Genomic DNA, 18804 nt, shown 5'->3' with positions numbered 1-18804 from the left:
TCGCGGCCGGGTCGCCGTTGTGGTGAAATCCGCCCGATGAGCACCTTCGACCTCTCCCCCGTGGCGCTGGAGTACCGCGTCGCCCACGACCGGCAGTTGCGCGCCCGTGTCCCCGCCGGCCTCTCGCGGTACGAGTCGGTGGAGCGCGACGGCCCCCTGCTGCGCAAGACCTACCGGCACGGGGAGGCGGGGTTCCTCGACTACCGCGACCTCGGCGGGCTGGACGGCCCCGTGCTGGACGCCCTGATCGCCCGGCAGCGGGACCACTACGCCGCGCTGGGCATGCCGGTGGAGTGGAAGTACCACGCCCACGACCTGCCCGCGGGGCTGCCGGACCGGCTGGCCGCGGCCGGCTTCGTGCCGGAGGAACCGGAGACGGTGCTGGTCGGCGAGGCGGCGGCGCTGACCGCCGCCCCGGTGCTGCCGGAGGGCCTCGCGCTGCGGGAGGTCACCTCACGGGCGGACTTCGAGCGCGTCCAGGAGATGGAGGAGACGGTCTGGGGGGTGCCTCACGACTGGCTGCCGGGGATGCTGGAGAGCGAGGTGTCGGGGCCCGGCGACCGATGCGCGGTGGTCGTCGCCGAGACCGCCGACGGCACGGTGGTCTGCGCCGGCTGGACCCGTTTCCACGAGGGCACCGACTTCGTGTCGCTGTGGGGCGGCTCCACCCTGCCGCATTGGCGGGGGCGGGGCGCCTACCGCGCGACGGTGGCGCACCGGGCCCGGCTGGCGGTCGCGGCCGGTCACCGCTTCGTGCAGGTCGACGCGTCCGTGGACAGCGCCCCGATCCTGGCCCGGCTCGGACTGCTGCCGGTGGCGGTGACCGTTCCGTACGTCTGGCGGCCGGACGTGCCGCGACCGGACGTGCCGCCGGCGGAGGGCGGGCTCAGCTGACGTCGGGGGGCCGTTGCGGCCGGACCGCGTCCAGCAGCGGGTCCGCCGCGAGGGTTTCGCGAAGATCGGCGGAGAGCTCCTCGGCGTCGTCCTCCGGCGGCCCGCCGCCCGGGTGCGCCTCGGCGGCGGCTTCCGGTATGGGCGCGGGTACGGACGGCCCGGCGGGTGTGGCCGCACGCGGCTGTTCGACGGCCGGATGGGGACCCGGCTGGGCGCGCTCGAGGAAGCGCAGCAGTTCCACCGGGAAGGGCAGCACCAGCGTGGAGTTCTTCTCCGCGGCGACGGCGACGACCGTCTGCAGCAGGCGCAGCTGAAGCGCGGCGGGGGTGTCGCTCATGACCGCGGCGGCGTCGGCGAGCTTCTTGGAGGCCTGGAACTCGGCGTCCGCGTTGATGATCCGCGCCCTGCGCTCCCGCTCGGACTCGGCCTGGCGGGCCATCGAGCGCTTCATCGTCTCTGGCAGCGAGACGTCCTTGATCTCAACGCGGTCGATCTGCACGCCCCAGCCGATGGCCGGGCTGTCGATCATCAGCTCCAGCCCCTGGTTGAGCTTCTCTCGGTTGGAGAGCAGGTCGTCCAGGTCGCTCTTGCCGATGATCGAGCGCAGCGAGGTCTGCGCCATCTGCGAGACGGCGAACCGGTAGTCCTCGACGTTGATGATCGCGTCGGCGGCGTGGACGACCTTGAAGTAGACCACCGCGTCCACCTTGACCGTGACGTTGTCGCGCGTGATGCCCTCCTGGGCGGGCACCGGCATCGTCACGATCTGCAGGTTCACCTTCCGCATCCGGTCGACGATCGGAACGATCATGGTGAATCCGGGGTTCCGCACCCCGCCCCTGACCCGGCCGAGCCGGAACACCACGCCTCGCTCGAACTGCTGCACCACTCGGGCCCCGGCCACGAAGTACAACGCTCCTGCCGAGAGCACTGCGGCTATCAACTCGACGACCATCACGGCCCCCTGGGGTCCGGAATCGCAGTACTTCCACGGTACCTCGCGGGTAACCCGCCGGATACGGGCAGGGATGCCCGTTACGGGCCAGGTGACGGCCTACCGCGGCTCGCCCGCCGCCCGGGCGAGCCGGTCCGCGACGACCCGCAGCCGTTCGGCCAGCTCAGGGGGCTCCCGCACCTCGAAGTCGACGCCGAGCATGCCAATGTAGACGGCGAGCGCGTCGAGGGACTCGGAACCGGTGCGCAGCACACAACTGTCCGGCCCGGTGGACTCCACGGTCGCGTACCCGGCGTACTCGGCGACGGCCTCGGCGGGAGCGTGCACGACGACGACCGCCTGGTGGCGGTAAGCCCGCGAGGTGACGCCCTGGGCCACGTACGACGCGGCGTCCGCCGGCGGCCGCCGGGGCGTGAAGCGGGGGCCGGCCGGGGACTTGGGGTCCATCCGGTCCACCCTGAAGGTGCGCCAGTCCTGCCGGTCGGTATCCCAGGCGAGCAGATACCAGCGGCGGCCGTGGTGGACCAGACCGTGCGGCTCCACCGTGCGGCGGCTGGCGGTGCCGCCGTGCGCCCGGTAGTCGAAGCGCAGCCGTTCGTGGTCGCGGCACGCGGCGCCGATCGCGGTCAGCACGTCCTGGGCGACGGCGCCCGGCACGGTCGCGGGCCGGGCGACCGCGACGGCCTCCATGGCCTGCGCCCGGCGGCGCAGCCGGGCGGGCAGCACCTGCTCCAGCTTGGCCAGGGCGCGCAGCGAGGTCTCCTCGACTCCCTCGACGCTGCCGCCGACGCCGGTGCGCAGGCACAGCGCGACCGCGATCGCCTCCTCGTCGTCGAGCAGCAGCGGGGGCAGCGCGGCGCCCGCGCCCAGCCGGTAGCCGCCGGCGGTGCCGGGGGTGGCGTGCACGGGGTAGCCGAGGGCGCGCAGCCGCTCCACGTCGCGGCGCACCGTGCGGGCGGTGACGGCGAGGCGCTCGGCGAGTTCGGGCCCCGTCCAGTCGCGCCGGGACTGGAGCAGGGACAGCAGGCGCAGCAGTCGGGCGGAGGTTTCCAGCACGGCAGCCAGTCTGTCAGTCGTCGCGGACGATTCCTGACCGCACTCCGCCGTACCGTGACGGCCATGGAGACGATCCCCGAAGGCACCGTCCTGGACCGCCGGACGCTCAACCGCTCCCTCCTGGCCCGGCAGTCGCTGCTGGGCCGGGTGCGCACCGGCGCCGCGCAGATGATCGAGGGGCTGGTGGGGCTGCAGGCGCAGGAGCCGCAGGATCCGTACGTCGCGCTGTGGTCCCGGATCGAGGACTTCGCGCCGGAGGAGCTGTCCGGGATGCTCGCGGACCGGCGGGTGGTGCGGATGTCGCTGCTGCGGTGGACGGTGCACCTGGTGACGGCACGGGACTGCATGGCGCTGCGCCCGATTGTCCAGGACGTGCTCGAACGGCGCCTGCTCGGGCAGTTCCGGCGGCAACTGGCGGGGCTGGACCTGGCGGAGGTGGCCGGGGCGGGCCGCACGCTCCTCGAGGGCGGCCCGCTGTCGGCGAGCCGGCTCGGGGACGCCCTGCGGGAGCGGTGGCCGGACCGCGAGCGGCTGCCGCTCAGTCTGGCCGTCACGGCGCGGGTTCCGACCGTGCAGCCGCCGCCGCGCGGCCTGTGGCGTACCCCCGGCGCGGCCCTGCAGGCCCTGGCCGGCCAGTGGCTCGGCCGGGACTTCGACTTCGCCGCCGGCTCCGCGCCGGACGCGGCCGTGCTGCGCTACCTCGCCGCCTTCGGTCCCGCGTCGGCCGGGGACGTCGCCGTCTGGTCGGGGCTGACCGGGCTCCGCGCCGTCATGGACCGGCTCCGACCGGGGCTGCGGGTCTACCGCGACGAGAAGGGCACCGTCCTGTACGACGTCCCGGGCGCGCCCTTCCCCGACCCCGGGACGAAGGCGCCGCCGCGGTTCCTGCCGCAGTACGACAACATCGCCCTCTCGCACGCCGACCGGGCGCGGATCATGCTGCGCAACCCCTACGCCGGGGAGCCGCTGCCCGGCAGCGGCAGCAACCGGGGCTTCTTCCTCCACGACGGCTTCGTCCACGGGCTGTGGCGGATCCGGGCGACCCGCGACGCGGCCGTGCTCCACGTCCGCCCGTACACGCCGCTGGACGCTGCGGCGCGGGACGCGGTCGCCGCCGAGGGCGCGCGGCTGCTGGAGTTCGCGGTGCCGGAGGCCGCCGCCCGGCAGGTGTGCTTCCCCGGGTGAGCGGGGCGCACGTCACGGGCGGCGGCCGGGGCGGGCTCAGTGCACACTGACCCCGTAGGCCTTGAGGACCGCGGGCAGCGGCTGGAAGAAGGTGGTGCCCCCTCGGTGCAGTCGCCGCTGTCGCCGGTCAGCAGCCCCAGGGCCTTGGTCCCGTCGCGCAACGGGCCGCCGAAGTCGCCGGGTTCGGCGCACAGATAGCGACACCGCCCGCCGCCCGGCGCCCGGCCCGGGCACCGGCCGGACCGACGCGGGCCCGCGCGGCCTGTGACGATCAGCCCGATGGACAAGAGGGCCATACGGGACGTGCCCGGCGGCCGTGAGGCCGCCGGGTCCGTCCGTGACGGAAGGGAGGGCGTGGACCTCCCGGAGGGTCAGAAGACGCTGACACCGTAGACGCTGAGCGCCTCCGTCACCGGCTGGAAGAAGGTCGTCCCGCCGACACTGCAGTTGCCGCTGCCGCCGGAGGTCAGGCCCAGCGCGATGCCGCCGGAGGTGTACAGCGCGCCGCCGGAGTCGCCGCCCTCGGCGCACACGTTGGTGCGGATCATCTGGTAGACCACGTCGCCGCCGCCGTAGTTGACGGTGGCGTTGAGGCCGGTGACCGTACCGCTGTGGATGCCGGTGGTGGAGCCGTCACGCAGGACGGCCTGGCCCACGAAGGCGTTGCCGGCGCTGGTGATGTCGGTGTTTCCGGCCGTGCCGCTCTTGGTCACGGAGGTGTTGCTGTACCGGACCAGCGCGTAGTCGTTGGTCGGGAAGCTGTAGCTGACGTTCGAGCCCAGGACGGTGGACTGGCTGGAGTTGGAGTACCAGGTGGACGCGACCTCACCGCAGTGCCCGGCGGTCAGGAAGTAGTTGGTGCTGCCGCTGCGCACGTTGAAGCCGAGCGAGCAGCGGTAACCGCCGCCGTAGATGGCGTCGCCGCCGGCGATCAGCCGCTTGAAGGTGCCGGCCGTGCGGCGGAAGGTGACCGCGTCGCCGTACGAGGCGGTGGCCTGCCGCAGCTTGGTGAGCTCGGCGCCGGTGACCGTGCTGTCGGCGGTGATCTCCAGCCGGTTGGACTTCGGGTCGACGACCCACGAGGTGCCCGCGATGTCCGCGGCGAGGGTGGCCTTCCCGGCCTTCTCCAGCTGGGCGGTGCTGTGCGCCACGAACTTCGGGATCGCGCCGGCCGCGCTGACGGCCTGGGCCGCCTTGTCGTTGGTGACGTTGACGACCATGGCCTTGGCCTTGGCGTCGTAGTAGGAACCGGCGGTGGAGGCGGTGCCGAGGGACGTGGTGAGCGCGGCCGCGGCCTCGGGGGAGGCCTTGGGCGCGGGGGCGGCCTGGGCGGCGGGCAGGGTGAGCGCGGTGGCCGCCAGCAGACCGGACGCCACGGCGATCAGCCGTGCGCGTCTCGGGACGGGGGTGTGGGTCGTGTGCTTGATCCTCACGCTTTTCCTCCTGTGGGGGAGCGGAAGTTGACCCGCGTAGCGCGGGCCGGTGAGGCGCAGCGAGGGCGCCGCCGTACGTGTGGGGGTGGCGTGCCCCTGACAAGTGCTGCGCACACGGGAGTATTCAGAGTCACGCACAAGCGCACAAGGGCGGGTTTCGGCCGCGTCACGCCCCCGAAACGCCGCACCGGCGCCGTCGGACGCCCCCGGTGACGGTGTATCGCCTGGTGAGCCCCCCTGCCGCCGCCGGCCCCCGGGAGCCCCCGCGCCCCACCCCCGGTTTGGCGCGAACGGGCGGCTCCGCCACGCCCAGGCGACGCCAGGCGCCACAGCGCCGGGTCGCCGCACGCCACCGCCCCGAAGGACGACCGCGATCGCGCCCAGCGCCGCCACCACGGCCAGCACCCGGCGCGATCGCGCCGGGCCACCCGTTCGCCGGGCACGCGCCAAGGGCAGTCGCCGCACCACGCGAGCGGCGGCCCCTCCCCCTTGACGCCACCCCGGCGCGGCCCCGACGGCGACCACTGCACGCGACCCGCCCGGCGGTCCCGGTACATCATCCCGGGACATCACAGGCGCACGCCGGGCACCTCACGGACCCGGCACACCCGCCCTCGGCACCGCCGTCGCGGGAACGGGCCCGCGCGACCCCCTCAGCAGTCGCAGCCGCAGCAATCGCAGTCGCAGCAATCGCAGTCGCAGCAGCAGCCGTCGCCGCAACCGCAGTCACACCCGGAGCAGTCGCAGTTGGAGCACCATCCCTCGCGCCGCCTGCCGCTCCAGGGGTCGTCGTAGTGGTCCCGGCAGCAGATCTGGCAGGTGCAGCAGAGCCCCGCGAACACCGCACACCCGGCGAGCAGACCGCGGCGGGGGCCCGGCTGGTGCGGGGCGCCGGGGGTCAGCCAGGGCGACCGCACGGGCCCGCCGGGGCCGCCCGGACCCGGGTGGTGGGCGCACGAGGCGCCGAACGCGCGGTCCACGGAACGCGGCAACTCGTGGGCGAGCAGGACGTGGGCGAGCGCGCCGTCGCTGAACTCCACGTCGCGCAGTGCCAGCCGGATCCCGTGCACGGCGTCGTCGCACAGCCGCCGCGCCTCGTCCACGCTCGTGCCGGTGGCGGCAAGCGGGTTCCACGCGCCCGCCGCGGCATCGGCTTCCAGGTCCTCGACCGCGTCGAGCAGATGGGCGAGGCGGCCGAAGAGCCGGCCCGCCTCCTCCAGCGGCGCGCGGTTGGCCGGGCGCCCGGCCAGCACCGCCGTGTGGCCGAACGCGGCGGCGGTGGCGGTCTCGGTGGGTTCGGTGACGGTCAGCAGCGAGGTGCCGAGGCCGGCGGCCGCCTCGACGGCGCTCTGCCGGCCGACGGCGTCCACCAGCACCGCGGTGTCGAAGCCCAGCCCCGAACCGGTCACTGCCCCCGCGCGGTCCCAGCGCCGGGCGACCGTGCGCGCCGCCGCGGCGACCGGACGGCGCGCCAGCAGCCCGTCGCCGTCCGCCATGTGGTCGCGCATCTTCGCGGAGGCCAGCACCAGCGAGACCGCCGCGGCCAGCCGCGCGCCCTCCCCCTTGGCGACGGGCGCGGTCCGCATCGCGCGCAGCGGGCACGGGCCTGCGGTGCGTCGTCCGCTCTCGGTCCGCCCGGCCTGGGCCTCGACGAGCACCGAGATGATGAGCCCGTCGTAATTCGTGGCGACCCTGGCCAGTTGCCCGTGATCATCCCTCAGGGCGAGGCAGAGGCCGCACAGATGGGCCGTCCACGATATGGCCAGCTTCTCCGGCAGACGGTGCCGGCACGGTCTGACGATTCCGAACATCGCAATCCCCCGTACGTCATTCGCGGCAATGGAACATGTCATCGGCTGGTCGTTCTGTACGCCACCCGTTCGGCTGTCCGGCGGTGCCACATCACTCTACCGAGCGGGTGCCTTTCCGATGATCCGTCAGGAGTGTTATTCCAGGGGGTGACTGGGGGCCACTAGTGCGATTTATGCACCAGGTCTGTCACGAATCCACCCCACGGTGGGTATCCGCTTGGCGCATCATCCGCATCATGGACGACCATAGGGGTGCGGACGGCAAACTGACCGCGTGCGAGAGGAGGCGTCCATGGGATCGGTACGACGGGCGAGCGCCTGGCTGGGACTCGTCGACGACAACAGCGCCGAGGAGTACTACGACGAGGAATACGCCGATTACGGCGACGGCGCCGAGACGTCCTCCCCCGACTCCTGGGTCACCGACCCCCGCGTGCGCGTGGCCTCGGACTCGGCGGAGGAGCAGGGCCGCCGGATCGCCACGGTCACCCCGGACGGCTTCCGGGACGCCCGCGGCATCGGCGAGCTGTTCCGGGCCGGCGTCCCGGTCATCGTCAACCTGACGGCCATGGACCCCGCCGACGCCAAGCGCGTCGTCGACTTCGCGGCCGGCCTCACCTTCGGCCTGCGCGGTTCCATCGACCGCGTGGCGAACCGCGTCTTCCTGCTGACCCCGCCCGACTACCTAGTCGTCAACGCCGACAGCAAGCGTGGCGGGGACGGCTTCTTCAACCAGAACTGACCCGCGGCATCGGCGCCGGAACCCGGCGCCGGTGCCGGGGGCGACCGGCCTGCCGTCTACCGGAAGGCGTCGATACCGGTGAGCGCCTTGCCGAGCACCAACTGATGCATCTCGACGGTGCCCTCGTAGGTGAGCACGGACTCCAGGTTGGTCGCGTGCCGCATGACGGGGTATTCGAGGGAGATCCCGTTCGCGCCCAGCACCGTGCGGGCCGTGCGGCAGATCTCGATCGCCTCGCGCACGTTGTTGAGCTTGCCGAAGCTGACCTGCTCGGGACGGAGCGTGCCCGCGTCCATGCGCCGCCCGAGATGGTGGGCGAGGAGGATGCCCTTGTGCAGTTCGAGCGCCATGTCGGCGAGCTTGGCCTGGGTCAGCTGGAAGCCCCCGATGGGCCGGCCGAACTGCTCACGGGTGCGGGAGTAGTCCAGGGCCGCCTCGAAACTGCTGCGCGCGGCGCCCATGGCACCCCACACGATGCCGTAGCGGGCGTGGTTCAGGCAGCTGAGCGGGCCGCGCAGGCCGGTGACCTCGGGCAGGACCGCGTCGGCGGGCAGGCGCACGTCGTCCATCACCAGTTCGCTGGTCACGGAGGCGCGGAGCGACCACTTGTGCTTGATCTCCGGGGCGGAGAACCCGGGGGTGTCGGTGGGCACGGCGAAGCCGCGGATGCCCTCGTCGGTGCGGGCCCACACCACGGCGACCCCGGCGACCGAGCCGTTGGTGATCCACATCTTGCGGCCGTTCAGGATCCAGTCGGTACCGTCCCGTTCGGCGTGCGTACGCATGCCCGCCGGGTCGGATCCGTGGTCGGGCTCGGTGAGGCCGAAGCAGCCGATGACCTCGCCGGCGGCCATCCTCGGCAGCCACCGCTGCTTCTGCTCCTCGGAGCCGTACCGGTGGATGGCGTACATCGCCAGCGAGCCCTGGACGGAGACGAGCGAACGGATGCCGGAGTCGGCCGCCTCCAGCTCCAGACAGGCCAGGCCGTACTGGACGGCGGTGGCGCCGGCGCAGCCGTAGCCGGTCAGCGACATGCCGAGCGCGCCGATCGAGCCGAGCTCCCGGGCCAGCTCACGGATCCCCGGCAGCTCGCCGCGCTCGTACCACTGCGCCACGTGCGGCAGCACGCGGTCGGCGGCCCAGCCGCGCACGGTGTCCCGCACGGCGAGGTCCTCGTCGTCGAGCAGGTCGTCGATGCCGAGCGGGTCGCTCGGGTCGAACTGCGGCTTTCCAGCGGACATCGTCGTCCTCTCCGGTGATCACTGCGCTTCGCCGACGAAGCTACTTCCGCGGCGGGAGCGGGTAAAGCCCCCGGCGGTGTGCTCAGCGCGACACGTCGGCCCCGGCCAGGGCGTGCTCGCGGGGAGACGGGATCCCGGAGGCGGCGGGCCGCTGGGCCGCCGTACCGCACTCCATGCGGCGGGGCAGCCGCAGCGCGGCGACCGCGCCGAGCAGCAGCAGACCCGCGCTGACCACCAGGGTGATGTGCATCCCGTGGACGAAGGCGTGCCGTGCGGCATGCCGCAGAGAGGCACCGGCGGAACCGCCGAGGTGGCCGGAGACCTCGTAGGCCTCGCCGAGCGACTTGCCGGCCGAGACGCCGGCGTCCGCCGGCACCCCGGGGACCCGGGCGACGCCGGGGGCGTACGCGGCGTTCATGACGCTGCCCAGCAGGGCGATGCCGAGGCCGGCACCCAGCTGGTAGGAGGTCTCGCCGATCGCGGCGGCGCCGCCCGCCTGCTCGGCCGGGGCGTCGCTGAGCATGGATTCGTAGGCGCCGAAGAGCGTGGTCTCCAGGCCGAAGCCGAGCAGGACGAAGCCCGCGGTCAGCACGCCGGGCCGGTCGTACTGGCCCATGAGGGTCAGGACGAGCACCGCGCACGCGGTCAGGAGGAAACCGGAGCTCACCATGGCGCGCGGCCCGAATCGGCCGAGCATCCGGGAGCCCAGGAGGCCGGCGCCCATGGCCGCGAGGGTGAGCGGCAGCAGCCGCAGCCCCGTCCGCAGGGGGCTCAGGCCGAGGACCAGCTGCAGGTACTGGACGGCGATCAGTTCCAGGCCGACGAGGGCGAGCAGCGCCAGCACGATGCAGCCCACGGAGGTGCCGAAGGCGGGCCGGCGGAACATCCGTATGTCGATGAGCGGGTGCTCGCGCCGGCGCTGCCGGCGCACGAACAGCACCAGCAGGGTCAGGCCCACGAGCAGTGGGACGAGCGCGGAGGGCTCGTACGGGGCCGCGCCGCCGCCGACCCTCTTGACGCCGAGGATGGCGCCGAGGATGCCGAGCGCGGCCATCACCGCGCCCAGGACGTCCCAGGGGCCGTCCAGCTCACCGCGGGACTCCGGCAGCAGCCAGCGGGCCACCGGAAGGATGACGGCCATCAGGGGGATGTTGATGAGGAAGACCGAGCCCCACCAGAAGTGCTCGACGAGGAAGCCGCCGAGGACCGGCCCGACGGCGGCGCCGACGGCCGCGACGGCGCTCCACACGCCGATGGCGACGGCCCGCTCACGGCGGTCGGGGAAGACCTGCCGCAGGATCGACAGCGTGGCCGGCATGATCATCGCGCCGCCGATGCCGAGCAGGGCGCGGGCCGCGATGAGGACGCGTGGGTCGGGCGCGAGGGCGGCCACCGCCGAGGCGGCCGCGAAGATCGTGCAGCCGATCAGCAGGATCCGGCGTCTTCCGACGCGGTCGCCGAGGGTGCCGAAGAGGATGAGCAAGGACGCGGCGACGAGCGGGTAGGCGTCGACGATCCACAGCAGCTCGATCGCGCCGGGGCGCAGGTCCTCGCTCACCGCGGGAACGGCGACGTGCAGCACGGTCGCGTCGAGGGCGACGAGCAACAGGCCGACGCAGAGGACGATGAGCACGGTCCAGCGGTTGACGGGCCGAGTGTGCTGTGGGACGGCGGCCGGTCCGGGGATGCCGGCCGAGGACGTCCCTGTCATGTACGTACCTCCCAGCGGTGCGCTCGCGGTGTCCCTGGGCAGGACGAGGGGGACAGTCCCGGGGGAACCCAGTGACGAGGGCGAGTGAAGTCGTCAGACTACGCGAGTCCGCGCCGATGGGGGGTGGCGCGGGTCACGTTCCCGCACGGCCGTCGTCACGCGAAGGCCACCCACCGGAGACCTGCCGGACATTTCCGGTACCGCCGCGGCGCGGCCGCCGGGGCGTCCACCGGGTGGCGTGTACCCGCCCGTTCCGGTGGCACGCACGGGCTACACGGGGCGCGCGGACCCACCCGTACGCCCGCTCCGTGCGTTCACACGCCCGCTGATCGGCGAATCCCCGCAGGTCACCGGTGACTCTCCGGGCCGGCGCCGGGGGTGCGCGGGGAGCCGGACCGGGCCCGGGAATGGCAGGCGAACTTCACGAGAAGTGACGGGTAATCAAGGATAAACGTGGTGAGAGGAAATCGAACGCGCGATTTCCCGAGATCCTCCGCATGCACTTCGAAACATAAAATCAAGGAGTTCCCGCATTCGGCTCAATGGGTGGGACTGAGACGTAGTCCACATCACATCGTCATTACGAACCCGGCCTTCCGGCCGAACTCCGCCATCACACGTTGTAACGTCGATTGAGTGCGTACCGATGACAAGCTTCTCCTCATGGAGGAGCCCGAGACAGCCCAGGCGCCACCGGGTATGAGCCGGACACGCGTGCTGCTGTTCGGCTCGACGCTCGTGGCCTATGTGGCCATCGTCGTAGCCGTCCTGACCACGTCCAAGCTCGTGACCCTGGACTGGCAGGTCATGATGTGGCGGCCGTACAAGCAGTGGCCGCAGATCCACGCCTTCCTGGACTACTTCGTGGTCCTGGGCCAGCGCGGCCCGACGGCCGTGATCGTCGCCTCCTGGCTGGGCTGGCGCGCCTGGCGCCAGCGCACCCTGCACCCGCTGCTCGTACTGGGCACGTCGCTGCTGCTGCTGAACGTCACCGTCGGCTCGGTGAAGTACGGCCTCGGCAGGCTCGGCCCGCACTACGCGACCAGCGCCGGATCGGCCGAACTCTTCTCCGGCGGCGATATATTTCCCAGCGGTCACACCGCGAACGCCGTGGTGACCTGGGGAGTCCTGGCCTATCTGGCCACCACCCCATGGGTCCGCCGGGTCACCTCCGTGATCGCGGCCCTGCTGGCGCTGGGCGTCGGCATGACCACGATCTACCTCGGCACCCACTGGGTCAGCGACGTCCTGCTCGGCTGGGCGGCCGGCCTGCTGATCCTGCTGGCGCTGCCCTGGTTCGAGCCGCTGATGGCCTCGGCCGAGGCGCGGATCACGGCCGCCTGGGCGCGCCGCCGCGGCATCGGCACGACGTCCGCCACGGCCCCCGCCGCGAACGCGGCGATGGCCTCCCCCCAGGTCTCGGACAACCCGGACGGCGTACTCGGCCCCGTCGTTCTCGGCGGCCGTACGACGACGCCCGCGTCCGGCATACCGCACCACCCGGCACGTCCGCACACCACCCGGCACGAGCGCACCCCGGTCACCCCGGCCGGCAGCCGCCGGCCGCCCGCGGACCGGCCGGGCCGCCCCGCGCCCCTCGGCCAGGCCGGCGTGGCCCGCGGCCGCGGCGCCACCGGCTGACGGCCCGCGGCGCAGGTACGCACGCCTCCCGCCCCGCCCGCGCCCGTACGAAGGCCCCGGCCGCCCCCCAGAGGGCGAGCCGGGGCCTTCGTCGTGCGGGGCCGTGCGAACGCCCTTCAGCCACTCCAGCAGCGGATCACCCGGCCGCCCTCGACGGTGAAGTTGAGCCGGCCCACCCGGTACTCCATGGTGATGACAGCGCCCGGCGGCAGGGCGCGCACCATGCTCCAGCCGCGCTCGGTGGCCCGGCGCTCGGCCTCCTCGGCGGCGAGGCCGACGTAGCTGTCCGGTTCGTCCTGCGGTTGCCGTGCGGCACTCGGATCGGTTGCCATGTCAGCAACCGTAGGCGCACACGAGCCGTGACGGAAGGCGGCGGCCGACTTGATCGTCACACTTCTGTCACAAAATCCCAGGCAGTGTTTGGCGTGCACCGTTCACTCTTTGGGGGCGTCTTTTCCCCTCGCCCGCCGAATTCGCGTACCCGACCGTCGAAAACCGGCCCGGCGACCGCCGCGGAATTACCGGAAACGACCCACACACTTCCCTCACATCACATCCCCAGCGTCGACAGCTCTTCGTCCGTCAGCAGCCGGGACCGAATGAGAAACCGGTTGCCCGTCGGGGCCTCCAGCGAGAAGCCGCTGCCCCGCCCCGGCACCACGTCGATCGTCAGGTGCGTATGGCTCCAGTAGGCGAACTGGTCGCGCGACATCCACACCGGCACCGGGTCGATACCCAGGACGTCGAGGTCGCCGAGGTGCACGTCGGAGTCCCCGGTGAGGAACTCCCCCAGCGGGTAGCACATGGGCGAGCTGCCGTCGCAGCAGCCGCCGGACTGGTGGAACATCAACGGGCCGTTCTGGTCGGCGAGACGCCGCAGCAGCCCCGCGGCCTCCTCGGTGACGGCGACCCGGCCGGCCCTCGGTGCGGTAGAGGTCATGCGGTCAGAGTGCTCCCGCGGAGCGCCGCCCGCCAGACCCCCCGAGGACATGCCGGCGGGCGGAGCCCACCGTCGACTCCGCCTCGCGCTCCGGCAGACCGGTACTGACGGCCGCGCCGACCATCTCCGCGGCGACCCGGTCCCCGTGCCCGTTCTCGAAGGCCCGGCACGCGGCCCAGAAGAGCCGCTCGTTGCGCTCCCCCACCGACGAGCCGAGGACGAAGCGGATCAGCGGCTCGGCCGTGCCCCCACTCGTTCCCGCCCCCGTCCCCGCACCCTGGGCGCGCGCACCCCGGCGCCGCGGGGTCGTCAGCAGCAGCCGCAGCAGCCGCTTGGGCACCGCGGCCGGCGGCATCGAGGCCGTCGGCGGGTCCCAGCGGTAGAGCCCGGCGGTGGTGACCGAGCCGGGTCCCACGAGGTAGCCGCCGCTGCCGCGCACGTCGATCCCGTCGCCGAGCCGGCGCACGGAGTTGGGCACGATCACCTCTGCCGGACCGCGCAGCCACAGGTGCCGGCCGCCGCTCGGGGTGATCACCGTGCGCGTCCACGGCACCGCGAAGCCCCACCGGGCGGCCAGGTCCACCAAGGCGGTCACGCCGTCGACGCCGTCCTTGCGGTCCAGGTCGAGGCCGATCAGGTAGTGCGGCGAGCGTCCGCACGCGATCCCGTACCCGCTGGCCCAGGGCGCCGCCGCGAACAGCTCGGCTATCCGGGCGGGCTCGGTGGCGGCGTCGTGCACGCCGTGGCCGAGCCGTCCGCACTGGCCGCGGCACATCCCGGACCCGGTCTCGCCCCGGTGCGGCGAGCGGACCGCCGGGAGCTTGGTCCGCGAGAGCGGGATGACGGGGAAGCCGCGCCGCGCCGCGGCGAGCGCGCTCTCCAGCGCGCGGTCGTGGTCCGGATGCGTCACGGGGGCCCCTCGGTGCGCTACGGCATGGTCCCGTTATCGTACTTTCGTTCGACCATCTGCTCAATGCCGCGCCGAGCAGCCGGAACGGGCTCTCGGCCCGCCCGGCACCCGGTACCTGACCTGCCCTCACGCGGGCGTTTCCACAGGGCCGGTCATCGTTCATGGTGCCGCCTGCGGCCCGGCCCGCCTACGGCGCGGCACGGCCGTCCCGTCCCGGTCCGTCACATGATGGGCCGTCTGCCCGAGACTGTACGGAAGATCGAGTACGGAAGGCCGGGTGCCCGGCAGGATCTCCTACCGCGAGGGAGCGCGCCGATGGGGACGCACGCAGCGCAGACCACGGCCGAGCGGGCGGCGCCGCCCCGGCGGCCGGGGCGGCTCTTGGTGGACTGGCTGACCACCACCGACCACAAGAAGATCGGCCACCTCTACCTGATCACGTCGTTCGGCTTCTTCCTCGCTGCGGGGTTCATGGCGCTGCTGATGCGCGCCGAACTCGCCCGCCCCGGTCTGCAGCTGATGTCGAACGACCGCTTCAACCAGCTCTTCACGATCCACGGCACGATCATGCTGCTGCTCTTCGCCACGCCGACCTTCGCGGGGTTCGCCAACGAGATCATGCCCCTGCAGATCGGCTCGCCGGACGTCGCCTTCCCCCGGCTGAACATGCTGTCGTACTGGCTCTTCCTCTTCGGCGGGCTGATCGTGCTGGGGAGCTTCCTGACGCCGACCGGCGGCGCCTCCTTCGGCTGGTTCGCCTACGCGCCGCTGAACAGCTTGACCCGCTCGCCCGGGATCGGCGCCGACATGTGGATCATGGGGCTGGCGTTGGCGGGCTTCGGCACCATCCTCGGCGCGGTCAACTTCGTCGCGACGATCGTCGGGATGCGGGCACCGGGCATGACCATGTTCCGGATGCCGATCTTCACCTGGAACGTGCTCTTCACCTCGGTGATGGTGCTGCTGGCCTTCCCGGTGCTGGCGGCGACGCTGCTGGTGCTGGAGGCGGACCGGCGCTTCGGCTCGGTGGTCTTCGAGCCCGCGAACGGCGGAGCGCTGTTGTGGCAGCACCTGTTCTGGTTCTTCGGCCACCCGGAGGTCTACATCATCGCGCTGCCGTTCTTCGGCATCATCACCGAGGTCATCCCGGTGTTCTCGCGCAAGCCGGTCTTCGGCTACATGACGCTGATCGGCGCGACGATGGCCATCACCGGGCTGTCGATGGTGGTCTGGGCACACCACATGTTCGTCACCGGCGCCGTGCTGCTGCCGTTCTTCTCGCTGCTGTCGTTCCTGATCGCCGTGCCGACCGGGGTGAAGTTCTTCAACTGGATCGGCACGATGCTGCATGGTTCGCTGTCCTTCGAGACACCGATGCTGTGGGCCGTCGGCTTCCTGGTGAGCTTCCTGTTCGGCGGCCTCACCGGGGTGATCCTCGCCTCGCCCCCGCTGGACTTCCAGGTCAGCGACTCGTACTTCGTGGTGGCCCACTTCCACTACGTGGTCTTCGGGACGGTGGTCTTCGCGATGTTCGCCGGCTTCTACTTCTGGTGGCCGAAGTTCACCGGGAAGATGCTCGACGAGCGGCTGGGGAGGATCCAGTTCTGGACGCTGTTCGTCGGCTTCCACACCACCTTCCTGGTCCAGCACTGGCTGGGCGTGGAGGGCATGCCCCGGCGGTACGCGGACTACCTGGCGGCGGACGGCTTCACGGCGCTCAATACGATCTCGTCAATCGGGGCGTTCCTGCTGGGCCTGTCCACCCTGCCGTTCCTCTACAACGTGTGGCGGACCGCCCGGTACGGCCGACGGGTGGAGGTCGACGACCCCTGGGGCTTCGGCCGTTCGCTGGAATGGGCGACCTCGTGTCCACCGCCGCGGCACAACTTCACTGCGCTGCCGCGGATCCGCTCCGAATCCCCGGCCTTCGACCTGCACCACCCGGAGGTCGCCGCCCTCGACCAGGCACGGTCCACCGGCCGCCGCGACGCCGTCGAACCCGGAGCCGGGGACCACGGCTGAGCGGGGCGGGGCGGGGCGCCGTACCGTCCCGCCCGGCCCGCGTCGGCCCTCGGCCCGGCCCCTCACAGGGGATCCGGCCCTGCCGCGCTCCTGCGGAGCTTCGCCCGCACCTTCTTGCGGAGTCTGCGGGCCCGCCCCTTGACCGCGCGGGCGAGGTCCTTGCCCGCGTACGCGGTGCCCACGCCGAGGCCGCCGACGTGGCGTCCGGCCGCGCGCAGCCGGCCCGCGGCGCCCGCCCGCCGGGCGAGGAGTTCCTCCAGCAGCCGCTCGACGTCACCGGCGATCTCCGCGGGGTCGTACCGGGCGCCCTTCTCCAGCGCGGCCCGGCCCATCCGCTTGCGCAGCTCGTCGTCGTTGATCAGCCGGAGCATCGACGCGGCCAGCGCGTCCACGTCCCGCGGGGGCACCAGCAGGCCGTCCACCCCGTCGCTGATGATCTCGCCGGGACCGAGCGGGCAGTCGGTGCTCACCACCGGCAGGCCGACGCGCATCGCCTCGACGATGGTCATGCCGAACGACTCCATGGTGGAGGAGACCGCCAGCAGTGAGCCCTTGGCCATCTCCGGCTCGATCGGCGAGGCGGTGCCCATCATGGTCACCCGGTCTCCGATGTCCAGGCGCGCGATGAGCCGCTCCAGCTTCTCCTGCTGCGCCCCCGAGCCGTACAGCCGCAGGCCCCAGTCCGGCCGTTCCGCCGCGACCTTGACGAAGGCCCTGATGAGGTCTCCGTAACGTTTGACCGGGGCCAGCCGACCGACCGCGACGACGTACTTGGCGTCCAGGGTGCTGGGGGTGACGCCCGGGTCCGGAACGCTGTTCGGCACGGTGACCACCCGCACCCCGGGCAGCCGCAGCCTGCGCCGGTAGGCGGCGGCGTCGGCCTCGGTGGTCGTGGTGACCGCGTCCAGCCGGGGGTATAACCGGCGCAGCGTGAGGATGAGCGGTACGGAGTGGGTCTCCAGCGTCAGGTGCTCCTGCGCGATCCGGACGATGTGGCGCGGGGCCTGCAGGGCGATGTGGGCGTTCAGCCCGGGGCGCGTGCCGATGACGACGTCGGCGTCGAGGGACGACAGATGGGCCTCGATCCTCCGGTCGCTGAGCACGCTGTACTGCGTGTAGCGGTTCTCGCCCTTGGGGAAGACCGAGGAGGGCTGCCTGTACAGCGGGTCCGCCAGCTCGCAGGCGTCGCTGTCCCGGCGCAGGTCCACCAGATGGCGCAGGCCGACACGCGGGTCAAGGGCGAAGGTGGGTTCGTCACGATGGCGGAAGACGGAGACGATCTCGACCTCGTGCCGCTCGGCCAGGGCTCCCGCCAGGTTGTACGTCGTGCGGATGGTGCCACCGACTCCGTACGCGTTTTGGATCAGTATGGAAATGCGCATGCGTCCCTGCGTTCTCCTGCTTCCCACAGACCGGTGTCCGTCCTGGTGCTGACAAGACCGCGCCCAAGACCCGCGGGTTACCCCCGTTCACCTTCCCGTTTCCTCGTTGTGTCCCCGCCGTGACGTTCACGTGAGGTCCCGGGGCATCCTCCACGGATCGCATGCCGTCAGGCACGGAGCCCCGTCGCGGCGCGGAGGGGCGATCGCGCCCCCCGCTGCATTCCCCGGCGTTCATGGCGTCACCCCACCGGGCTACACACGGAGGGCCCACCGGGTGACGGAGGTGGCGGCGGGCGCGGGCGCGGGCGGGCGGCGGGCCACTCACGGCGCGCCCGCCGGTCTCACTGCGGCAGGCGCAGCAGTGTACCGGGGGTGAGCCGGCGGGTCGGATCGGAGCCGATGACGTCCTGGTTGAGCCGGTACAGCTCGGCCGCCCCACCGCCGACGTTGAAGCGCCGGGCCACCGTCTCCAGGGTCTCGCCGGACTGGACGGCGTGCGCGCGGCCGGCCAGCCGCAGGCGCTGCGCACAGGTCGGCCAGGCCTCCCAGCCCTGGTCGCGGAGGATCTCCTCGGCGACGGTCACCTGCTGGTCGGGGGTGGCACGGTCGGGCCTGGACGCCAGGCCGAGGCCACCGTGCTCGACCCAGGTGGGCTGGAAGATCTGCAGCCCGCCGTAGAAGCCGTTGCCGGTGTTGGTGTTCCAGCGGTTGCTGCTCTCGCAGGTCGCGAGTTCCACCCAGACGGGGGCGTGCCCGTCGGCCCGCGCGACCCCGGTGGCGAGGGCCGCCGAGGTGGCGAGCAGGGCGAGGGCGGTCACCGCGAGACGGCGGGGACGGGACATGCGCGCCAGGCTAGGCACGGCGCGGTGGGGGCCAGTTTC

General features: G+C 72.7%; 16 protein-coding genes. 5 read left to right on the top strand and 11 right to left on the bottom strand.

Annotated elements, in window-relative coordinates; all coding sequences use genetic code 11:
- Nucleotides 1-36 precede the first annotated feature (36 nt).
- Nucleotides 37-894, top strand: a complete 858-nt coding sequence (locus AC3EUJ_RS34460) for a GNAT family N-acetyltransferase (RefSeq protein ID WP_431968502.1) — start codon at nt 37-39, stop codon at nt 892-894.
- Here AC3EUJ_RS34460 and AC3EUJ_RS34455 read toward each other — a convergent pair.
- Both AC3EUJ_RS34455 and AC3EUJ_RS34450 read right to left on the bottom strand, forming a co-directional pair.
- On the bottom strand, nt 887-1849 hold the full coding sequence (locus AC3EUJ_RS34455; RefSeq protein ID WP_431968500.1) for a slipin family protein: 963 nt from the start codon (nt 1847-1849) through the stop codon (nt 887-889). The genes AC3EUJ_RS34460 and AC3EUJ_RS34455 overlap by 8 nt on opposite strands.
- 99 nt (nt 1850-1948) lie before the next feature.
- The gene (locus AC3EUJ_RS34450; RefSeq protein WP_431968498.1) at nt 1949-2905 is read right to left on the bottom strand and encodes a helix-turn-helix transcriptional regulator; all 957 of its coding nucleotides are present in this window, start codon (nt 2903-2905) and stop codon (nt 1949-1951) included.
- A gap of 63 nt (nt 2906-2968) precedes the next feature.
- Here AC3EUJ_RS34450 and AC3EUJ_RS34445 point away from each other — a divergent pair, with 63 nt between their 5' ends.
- Nucleotides 2969-4090, top strand: coding sequence for a winged helix DNA-binding domain-containing protein (locus tag AC3EUJ_RS34445; RefSeq protein ID WP_431968496.1), 1122 nt, complete (start codon nt 2969-2971; stop codon nt 4088-4090).
- A 371-nt stretch (nt 4091-4461) separates the two neighbouring features.
- On the opposite strand, the gene AC3EUJ_RS34440 is transcribed toward AC3EUJ_RS34445, so the two are convergent.
- Complete coding sequence (locus AC3EUJ_RS34440) at nt 4462-5523, bottom strand: S1 family peptidase (protein WP_431968494.1); 1062 nt, start codon at nt 5521-5523, stop codon at nt 4462-4464.
- 653 nt (nt 5524-6176) lie between these two features.
- Nucleotides 6177-7334: a DUF5685 family protein gene (locus AC3EUJ_RS34435; protein WP_431968492.1), complete on the bottom strand. Its 1158-nt coding sequence runs from the start codon at nt 7332-7334 to the stop codon at nt 6177-6179.
- A gap of 292 nt (nt 7335-7626) precedes the next feature.
- On the opposite strand from AC3EUJ_RS34435, the gene AC3EUJ_RS34430 reads away from it, so the two are divergent.
- A complete protein-coding gene (locus tag AC3EUJ_RS34430; protein ID WP_431968490.1) occupies nt 7627-8076 on the top strand; it encodes a cell division protein SepF in 450 nt (149 codons plus the stop codon).
- Nucleotides 8077-8132: 56 nt separating this feature from the next.
- Here the strand turns inward: AC3EUJ_RS34430 and AC3EUJ_RS34425 are convergent, their stop codons facing one another.
- Both AC3EUJ_RS34425 and AC3EUJ_RS34420 read right to left on the bottom strand, forming a co-directional pair.
- Nucleotides 8133-9317, bottom strand: a complete 1185-nt coding sequence (locus AC3EUJ_RS34425; RefSeq protein WP_431968488.1) for an acyl-CoA dehydrogenase family protein — start codon at nt 9315-9317, stop codon at nt 8133-8135.
- 82 nt (nt 9318-9399) lie between these two features.
- On the bottom strand, nt 9400-11028 hold the full coding sequence (locus tag AC3EUJ_RS34420) for an MFS transporter (RefSeq protein ID WP_431968486.1): 1629 nt from the start codon (nt 11026-11028) through the stop codon (nt 9400-9402).
- A gap of 636 nt (nt 11029-11664) precedes the next feature.
- On the opposite strand from AC3EUJ_RS34420, the gene AC3EUJ_RS34415 reads away from it, so the two are divergent.
- A complete protein-coding gene (locus AC3EUJ_RS34415; protein ID WP_431968484.1) occupies nt 11665-12669 on the top strand; it encodes a phosphatase PAP2 family protein in 1005 nt (334 codons plus the stop codon).
- 116 nt (nt 12670-12785) lie between these two features.
- Here AC3EUJ_RS34415 and AC3EUJ_RS34410 read toward each other — a convergent pair whose 3' ends face one another.
- From AC3EUJ_RS34410 to AC3EUJ_RS34400, 3 genes are all read right to left on the bottom strand, one after another.
- Nucleotides 12786-13001, bottom strand: coding sequence for an I78 family peptidase inhibitor (locus AC3EUJ_RS34410; protein ID WP_431968482.1), 216 nt, complete (start codon nt 12999-13001; stop codon nt 12786-12788).
- Between the two features lie 218 nt (nt 13002-13219).
- Entirely contained in the window at nt 13220-13609 is a 390-nt protein-coding gene (locus AC3EUJ_RS34405; protein WP_431968481.1) for a DUF779 domain-containing protein, read from the bottom strand.
- A 4-nt stretch (nt 13610-13613) separates the two neighbouring features.
- Nucleotides 13614-14519, bottom strand: coding sequence for a bifunctional DNA primase/polymerase (locus AC3EUJ_RS34400; RefSeq protein WP_431968479.1), 906 nt, complete (start codon nt 14517-14519; stop codon nt 13614-13616).
- A gap of 315 nt (nt 14520-14834) precedes the next feature.
- On the opposite strand from AC3EUJ_RS34400, the gene ctaD reads away from it, so the two are divergent.
- The gene (ctaD, locus tag AC3EUJ_RS34395; protein ID WP_431968477.1) at nt 14835-16541 is read left to right on the top strand and encodes an aa3-type cytochrome oxidase subunit I; all 1707 of its coding nucleotides are present in this window, start codon (nt 14835-14837) and stop codon (nt 16539-16541) included.
- 62 nt (nt 16542-16603) lie between these two features.
- On the opposite strand, the gene AC3EUJ_RS34390 is transcribed toward ctaD, so the two are convergent.
- Both AC3EUJ_RS34390 and AC3EUJ_RS34385 read right to left on the bottom strand, forming a co-directional pair.
- A complete protein-coding gene (locus AC3EUJ_RS34390; RefSeq protein WP_431968475.1) occupies nt 16604-17923 on the bottom strand; it encodes a glycosyltransferase family 4 protein in 1320 nt (439 codons plus the stop codon).
- A 341-nt stretch (nt 17924-18264) separates the two neighbouring features.
- Nucleotides 18265-18765: a LysM peptidoglycan-binding domain-containing protein gene (locus AC3EUJ_RS34385; RefSeq protein ID WP_431968473.1), complete on the bottom strand. Its 501-nt coding sequence runs from the start codon at nt 18763-18765 to the stop codon at nt 18265-18267.
- Nucleotides 18766-18804 lie beyond the last annotated feature (39 nt).

The sequence above is a fragment of the Actinacidiphila sp. bgisy160 genome (assembly GCF_057707815.1).
Note: the sequence above shows the minus strand (reverse complement) of the source record. Positions and strands in the feature narration are given on the sequence as shown.

Coding starts and splice junctions, on each gene's coding strand:
- AC3EUJ_RS34460 (WP_431968502.1), top strand. CDS start 37: ATGAGCACCTTCGACCTCTCCCCCGTGGCGCTGGAGTACCGCGTCGCC.
- AC3EUJ_RS34455 (WP_431968500.1), bottom strand. CDS start 1,849: ATGGTCGTCGAGTTGATAGCCGCAGTGCTCTCGGCAGGAGCGTTGTAC.
- AC3EUJ_RS34445 (WP_431968496.1), top strand. CDS start 2,969: ATGGAGACGATCCCCGAAGGCACCGTCCTGGACCGCCGGACGCTCAAC.
- AC3EUJ_RS34435 (WP_431968492.1), bottom strand. CDS start 7,334: ATGTTCGGAATCGTCAGACCGTGCCGGCACCGTCTGCCGGAGAAGCTG.
- AC3EUJ_RS34430 (WP_431968490.1), top strand. CDS start 7,627: ATGGGATCGGTACGACGGGCGAGCGCCTGGCTGGGACTCGTCGACGAC.
- AC3EUJ_RS34425 (WP_431968488.1), bottom strand. CDS start 9,317: ATGTCCGCTGGAAAGCCGCAGTTCGACCCGAGCGACCCGCTCGGCATC.
- AC3EUJ_RS34420 (WP_431968486.1), bottom strand. CDS start 11,028: ATGACAGGGACGTCCTCGGCCGGCATCCCCGGACCGGCCGCCGTCCCA.
- AC3EUJ_RS34410 (WP_431968482.1), bottom strand. CDS start 13,001: ATGGCAACCGATCCGAGTGCCGCACGGCAACCGCAGGACGAACCGGAC.
- AC3EUJ_RS34405 (WP_431968481.1), bottom strand. CDS start 13,609: ATGACCTCTACCGCACCGAGGGCCGGCCGGGTCGCCGTCACCGAGGAG.
- ctaD (WP_431968477.1), top strand. CDS start 14,835: ATGGGGACGCACGCAGCGCAGACCACGGCCGAGCGGGCGGCGCCGCCC.
- AC3EUJ_RS34390 (WP_431968475.1), bottom strand. CDS start 17,923: ATGCGCATTTCCATACTGATCCAAAACGCGTACGGAGTCGGTGGCACC.
- AC3EUJ_RS34385 (WP_431968473.1), bottom strand. CDS start 18,765: ATGTCCCGTCCCCGCCGTCTCGCGGTGACCGCCCTCGCCCTGCTCGCC.